Here is a 6351-nt window from a genome sequence, read left to right on the forward strand (position 1 = left end):
TGTTGCGGCTGGCCTGGGTGTGGGGGTGGGTGTCGCCCAGGACCTGCTCGCACTGGGCGAGGGTGGCTTTGTACAGGGGGATGGCCCGTCCCAGGTCCCCCGCCGACTCGTAAGCGGCGGCAAGGTTGTTGCGGCTGGTCAGTGTGTGGGGGTGGGTGTCGCCCAGGACCTGCTCGCACTGGGCGAGGGTGGCCTCCAGCAGGGCGATGGCCCGTCCCAGGTCCCCCGCCTCCTGGTGGGCGGCGGCGAGGTTGTTGCGGCTGGCCAGGGTGTCGGGGTGGGTGTCGCCCAGGACCTGCTCACGCTGGGCGAGGGTGGCCTCCAGCAGGGCGATGGCCCGTCCCAGGTCCCCCGCCTCATAGTAGGCGGCGGCGAGGCTGTTGCGGCTGGTCAGTGTGTGGGGGTGGGTGTCGCCCAGGACCTGCTCACGCTGGGCGAGAGTGGCCTCCAGCAGGGCGATGGCCCGTCCCAGGTCCCCCGCCTCCTGGTAGGCGGCGGCGAGGCTGTTGCGGCTGGTCAGGGTGTCGGGGTGGGTGTCGCCCAGGACCTGCTCGCACTGGGCGAGGGTGGCCTCCAGCAGGGGGATGGCCCGTCCCAGGTCCCCCGCCGTCCGGTAGGCGCCGGCGAGGTGGTTGCGGCTGGCCAGGGTGTCGGGGTGGGTGTCGCCCAGGACCTGCTCACGCTGGGTGAGGGTGGCTTGGTACAGGGGGATGGCCTGTCCCAGGTCCCCCGCTGCCCGGTAGGCGGCGGCAAGGTTGTTGCGGCTGGTCAGTGTGTGGGGGTGGGTGTCGCCCAGGACCCACTCACGCTGGGCGAGGGTGGCCTCCAGCAAGGGGATGGCGCGGGCCGTGTGACCTTGCTGGTGGAGTCGGTAGCCGGCGGTGTCGTATGCATCGGTAAGTCGGGTGTTTTGGTGTTCGGGTGGTCTGGTGGCGGCGAGGGTGACGAGGTGGGGTGTGAGGGTGTCCCACTGGTCTTCGGTAGTGGTGTCCTGGCCTCGGGGCGGGGTCAGGCCGTGGAGGACGGCTTGTTCCGCGCGGTCCCGCCCTCGCAGGTGCTGGAGCGGCTGGGTGACGTCAGGGTTTAGGGAGGTGCGCAGGACGGTCTGAACCAGACGGTGGACGCTCAACGTGGTGCCGGTGTCGGTGATCATGCTGTACGCGGCAAGGGTTCCGACGGCTTCGGCGATGTCGTCCGGGTCGGTGCCGGGTGGGGTGAGCAGGCTGTGAGGGATGTCGTCGGGGGCCAGCCAGGCGACAGTGTGCAGCACCTTCACGGCCAGCGGATCGACCTGCTCCAGGGTGTGGAGGGTGACGTTCCAGATGCGGGCGAGGGTGCGTTCGGTATCGGTGCCGTGGGCGGTCTTGGCAAGTTTGGTGTCCAGCCGACGGCGGTAGGAGTCCAGGCTGATGCCGCAGTTCTGGGCCAGGTAGGCGCCAGCCTGTTTGATCGCCAGAGGGAAGTGCCCCAACTCGGTTACAAGGGAGCGGGCTTCGGCCTGCTGACGGGGCGTGGGGCTGGTCTCCTTGAACACGAGCCGACACAGCAGGGTGGTGGCATCTTCGGGGTCAAGGTTGCCCAGGGTCAAGGTGGGGGCACTGTCGGGCCAGCCGGTGGTGCGGCGGCTGGTGGCGAGGTGATGGCCCCGGTGGAGGGCGCCGGTGTAGTCGGTGAGGTCCTCGGGGTTCTCCACGTTGTCGTAAATCAGCAGCCAGCCCGGATGCCAGGCCAGCCACTGCATCGCCCACGCCACCTGCGCTTCCCGCCCTGCGGTGGCTGACCAGTCGGGCACCAGAGCGTGAGCAAGGCCGGCGAGGGAGGTCTCGATCTCGTTGGAGGACGCGGCGTTGATCCACCAGATCAGGCTGTAGTCGCCGCGATGGCGATGGGCGTACTGCAGGGCGAGCGTGCTCTTACCGATTCCTCCCAGACCGTGCACTGTCCCACTCTGAGTGATCGCACTCTCATGGCGGCTGGTCAGGATGCGCCGCAGCCGGCCCAGTTCTTCCTCCCGCCCCAGGCAGAGGGCGATGGGGGACAGGTTGGAGGTGCCCGGTGCCGCTGCGGCCTTGCTTGGTGCATGCAGTGCCTCGGCTGGCAGTACATCGCCCGTGAAGGCGTTACCGATGTGCTGGGCGGCGATCGTCCTCGGTCCGGCCGCCTCGATCCCCAGCCGGGATCGATCCTCGTCCGTACTCATGGCCGCGGCGCGGTGTGACCGTCACCGGTGATGGCAGTACCGATGTGCTGGGCGGCGATCGACCGTTCACCGGAGGCCGTGACATTGACCGTGCCCGGCGCGGGAGCAGGCAGTACAGCAGCCAGTTCCTCCCGGAGTGCGGGATCGTTCTGCAATGCCTGCCCGAGGAGTCGGCTCAGCACGGCCGTGGAGTACGCGTCGTCCTGCTCATCGGCAGCCTCACCCACCACCCGTTCCAGCTCCGCCTGACCCGCTTCGTCCCGGTGCCGCCAGACCAGTTGAAGAATCCGTTGTCCGAGACCGACCGTGGCGTCGGCCGCAGCATCCTGTGCACGGGTCAGCACGGCTGCCCCGTATGCCCCCACCGCAGCCGTCACAGCCGGCCCCGCCTGCCCAACCAACTGCACGATCTCAGCGTCCACTTGATCCCCAAACCCACGCGGCTCCGAAAGAACTCAGCGTAGAAACAAGACCCTGGCCGTGAGGTCAAAACGCCTGAATCATCTGAAGTAGCTCCCGCGAACACCTCGCCGGTCACCGACCCAAGCATGACTGCACCGGAGGAGGGCAGACCGCAGCCTTGTAAGCCCGGTGGTTGGGCTCCTCGAAGACGCGCAGGCCGTAGGGCAGATGGGGAGTGTCGAGTTGGGCGAGGTACCGCGACCGATGCACACCGCTGTTGACCGTGGCTGACCGACCTATGTGGCACGGATGTGGCACGTTTGTTGATTGCCGTATGCGGCGGCGTGACCACTGAGCCTCCGGCATGGCTGTCTGCAGTGGCCTGGGAACATGGTGCGATGAACATCGAGTGGGAGCTTCGTGGGCTGCTTGCCTCGCTGGCTCGGGAAGAAGGGGTCTTCGGTCGCGTCTCGCCTGAGACTCAGGGTTCAGTGGAGGAACACATCCGGACTCTCGTTGTCGAGGCTGAACGGGATTGGGAGCAGTACGCCGTGCCCGGGGCGACTGGCCCCGACTCGCCGGCCGAGGTGGCTGAAGCGCTCATCGAGGTCGACTCGAAATACGCGACGGACCTCATGACCTACCTCGCAGCGGATGACCTGGTGTTCCCCGGCAGTCCACGACGTGATCGCACCCATGCACGTCGGACAGCGGTCCGCGTGGTCGAACTGCTCGGCACCGGATCCGTCTGGCACGCGAACATCAGCGATCTCTCGGAGCAAGTACGCGCCTGGAGTGCTGTCACTCGCCACACCTTCGACGGCGTGGTCGCCGGCACTGGCAACGGCTTCACCGTGGTGCTGCTACAGGTCGGCGAAGACTGACCCTCGCCTTGTAAGTTCGATCACAGCCCGGTACGGCCTGCCGGAACTGGGCCTGCTGGTCGCTCATGGATCCGGCTGCAGCCACCGCCGTATGCCATCGTCCGCCATCGTTGATGTCAGTTGGTGATGTCAGATCGGCAGAAGGTCTACGCGCTGACGTCCAACTCTCTTGCGCGCTGCCGAGCTTGGGCTCTCAGTTCCTTGAGGCGGCCGTGGAACAGGTTGCGACGGTTCTGGTCGAGGTTCAGCGGCAAGTCGAGTTGAGTGATGAGCTCCGACTCCAGGGTCCACGGTTCGTCGTGCTCGATCCAACACACTCGGGCGTTCTCTGCCATCCACTGGCTGAGGACGGCTTCCCCGGCCTTGCCGAAGGTCATGCGCGTCCCACTCTTGCCCACTCGACGCAGCTCGATCCCGAGCAGACAACCGAGTGTGAGACGAAGCGTTGATCTGGCCGCGTTGCCCCGGTAGTGGTACCGCACTCGCTTGCGCAGGTTCTGCGTGCTGGTCCGGTTGGCCATGTACCGCGGGGCTATGCCGACGTAGAGAAGACGCCCGGCATCGAGGTCGGCAGAGGGAGCCTGTACGAAGTGCCACCCGTAGACCCCGGCCGCCGCCGGCACCGGGCTGGGACGCAACAGGACCTCCTGCGCGGACCAGAGTCGATCCGGTTCGGTGAGAGCGGCATGGGCCACGGAGCCTCCAAGGTCAGCAACAGCCATTGATCGGAGGCTAGTGGATGACTGCGTCGGGCCTAGCCGCATAGCGAACGCCGCCGTTTGTAAGGGCAGGAGTGGTTGGCAGTATGTCCGTGCAGGTCACTCCGGCTGCAGCGGCGGCCCAGGCGAAGGCCCTATATCACCTGCGGTAAGCCGTCATCGACCGTGTTTGACCGCACTGTGTGGCACACCTATGACACGCGGGCCTAGAGGTTGCGTGACCTGTTGAGAGGCATCCATCCGTCCGGCCACCGCCGGTCGGCGCGGGCATGGCCCGGCGCAGCCCAGCCCATCCCTCCCAGGAAGCCCGGCCATTATTTTCGAAGTGGCCACCATGGCATCTCAACCGACGTCATACTTGCGCAATGCGGAACCTCAAGGTTGGCCAGGAGCAAACGCGACGACCACAAATCAGGGTCATCTCGTGGCGTTTAGTTGTTTGTTTATTTCTGGTAATTTCTGGAATCACCGCAGCTACTACATTGTTCCTAGTGCGGGAAACTTCGTCCCAAACTCCCGATGAGGCAAAAATCGCCTCGGTCGAAATCAACGCAATCCGCACAGGCCTTAGTGTTGGGGTAGGAGCCGGCGGCGCAGCAGCTCTCCTACTGGCCGCTCGCAAGCAGTGGCTAGGCGAGAGATCTCAATTGCACCAAGAGGAGGTTGCAGAGACTGAGATCATGGATGCAACAGAGAGGAGGATTACTGATCTATACGGCAAGGCAGTCGATCAGCTGGGCAGCGATATCGCACCCGTAAGAATTGGTGGAATTTTCGCCTTGGAGAGATTGGCGCAAGCCAATCCGAGCCACAGGCAAACAATCATTGATGTCGTTTGTGCATATCTGCGCATGCCGTTCTCCATTCCCTCATCCGTAGAAGCTTCATCGGTCACAACGCATGCACTTCAGACGGCCTTGGCGAATAACGAGGAGCGTCAGGAGATGCAGGTTCGGATTACGGCACAAGATCTACTAAGGCGCCATCTATCGAACACATCGAAGAGTAAGGGTGAGTTCTGGGGAGGATTGCGAATCGATCTAACCGGAGCGACACTTATAACCTGGAACCTGTCTGACTGCGAGTTGGAGGGAGGTGTATTTGCACATACTCGATTTATCGGCACCACTCGGTTTACTGCCTCCAAGTCGACAGGGTTCATGAAGTTTCGAGGGGCGCGCTTCCACGGATTCGCCGATTTCAAAGGCTTTGAATTCTCTGGTCCGGCTAAGTTCGAAGAAGTCACTTTCGAGAGGGCGTGTGGGTTCGATCAAGCAAGCTTCGATTTAGGAGCACGCTTCGACAGATCCACCTTCAAGGGCCAGGCATCCTTCAAGTTGGCCAACTTCTACGACCGAAGCAACTTCGATGACGCAGAGTTTTCGAGCGAGGTCAACTTCGCCGAGGCAGATTTCGCCTCAGACGTTCAATTCATTCGAGCCATCTTCGCGGATATCTGCCGTTTCGGGCAGGTCAGATTTCGCGGTGCAGTCACGATAGCCGATTCAGACTTTAAGGGAATGACGCGTTTCGGATCGTCGCGATTCGAAGGACGGCTTCGCCTCCGAGGTACACACTTCATGGACTCGGCTTCGTTCTCTGAATGTAAGTTCACCGCCGGAGTCTCTGTCCGGAACACGCGATTCTCAGGGGTAGCTAAATTTGCAAATATCGAGCCGATGGACGGCGCGGCCTTCAGAGACGTGACGTTCGAAAAAAGCTCCGTGTTTGCCGGTACTCAACGATCCACCGGAGTGAGTTTTTACGGATCCCAATTCAATGGAACAGTCGAATTCCACAGGACAGTCGCACAGTCCTACCACTTCGATAATTCGTCGGTGCTGAGTAGAGAAAAAATGCGAGCCCGACCTGTTGGGTGGGCCGTTTCTGACGAGATTTCCGCTTCAGGGCGATATGACATCGTGCGATGGCATCCGCCGATGTTGGCTCCAGTTACCCCCTAGGGCGGCGGAGCGGCTTTGGGCTGGAGCTGCTTTGGGGCGAGTGATCATGGCCCCGTAAGCTTCCGGCGAGTCGGGCAGTCTCCTGAGCTAACGTCGCGTCCCCAAGGTGTGGTTGATGCGCGCTTGGCGTTGAGGGGGTTGACGGCCATCGAGGCCCCTGGCAGGTCGGATATTGGTGAGAG

5 protein-coding genes are annotated in these 6351 nt (G+C 63.3%); 2 read left to right on the plus strand and 3 right to left on the minus strand.

Annotated features, from left to right (window positions below):
* Both ACFWBT_RS40945 and ACFWBT_RS40950 read right to left on the minus strand, forming a co-directional pair.
* Positions 1-2200, minus strand: a 2200-nt coding sequence (locus ACFWBT_RS40945; RefSeq protein WP_385709317.1) for a tetratricopeptide repeat protein, incomplete at its 3' end; no start/stop codon positions are given.
* Positions 2197-2622, minus strand: a complete 426-nt coding sequence (locus ACFWBT_RS40950) for a hypothetical protein (RefSeq protein ID WP_385709320.1) — start codon at positions 2620-2622, stop codon at positions 2197-2199. The genes ACFWBT_RS40945 and ACFWBT_RS40950, both read right to left, overlap by 4 nt.
* Positions 2623-3000: 378 nt before the next feature.
* Here ACFWBT_RS40950 and ACFWBT_RS40955 point away from each other — a divergent pair, with 378 nt between their 5' ends.
* Positions 3001-3486 (plus strand): hypothetical protein, encoded by a 486-nt coding sequence (locus tag ACFWBT_RS40955; protein WP_385709323.1) that lies wholly within the window; start codon positions 3001-3003, stop codon positions 3484-3486.
* Between the two features lie 146 nt (positions 3487-3632).
* Here ACFWBT_RS40955 and ACFWBT_RS40960 read toward each other — a convergent pair whose 3' ends face one another.
* The gene (locus ACFWBT_RS40960; RefSeq protein WP_385709326.1) at positions 3633-4208 is read right to left on the minus strand and encodes a GIY-YIG nuclease family protein; all 576 of its coding nucleotides are present in this window, start codon (positions 4206-4208) and stop codon (positions 3633-3635) included.
* 362 nt (positions 4209-4570) lie between these two features.
* Between ACFWBT_RS40960 and ACFWBT_RS40965 the strand changes: the two genes are divergently transcribed.
* Positions 4571-6169 carry a pentapeptide repeat-containing protein gene (locus ACFWBT_RS40965; RefSeq protein ID WP_385709328.1) on the plus strand — a complete coding sequence of 533 codons (1599 nt, stop codon included), beginning with the start codon at positions 4571-4573 and terminating at the stop codon, positions 6167-6169.
* The last annotated feature ends 182 nt before the right edge of the window (positions 6170-6351 follow it).

Origin of the sequence: Streptomyces sp. NPDC060027, from assembly GCF_042737005.1 — a bacterium.
In the GTDB taxonomy this organism is placed as follows: domain Bacteria; phylum Actinomycetota; class Actinomycetes; order Streptomycetales; family Streptomycetaceae; genus Streptomyces.

What these genes read in the sequence shown, in the direction of transcription:
- ACFWBT_RS40955 (WP_385709323.1), top strand. Translation starts at nt 3,001, where the DNA reads ATGAACATCGAGTGGGAGCTTCGTGGGCTGCTTGCCTCGCTGGCTCGG.
- ACFWBT_RS40960 (WP_385709326.1), bottom strand. Translation starts at nt 4,208, where the DNA reads ATGGCTGTTGCTGACCTTGGAGGCTCCGTGGCCCATGCCGCTCTCACC.
- ACFWBT_RS40965 (WP_385709328.1), top strand. Translation starts at nt 4,571, where the DNA reads ATGCGGAACCTCAAGGTTGGCCAGGAGCAAACGCGACGACCACAAATC.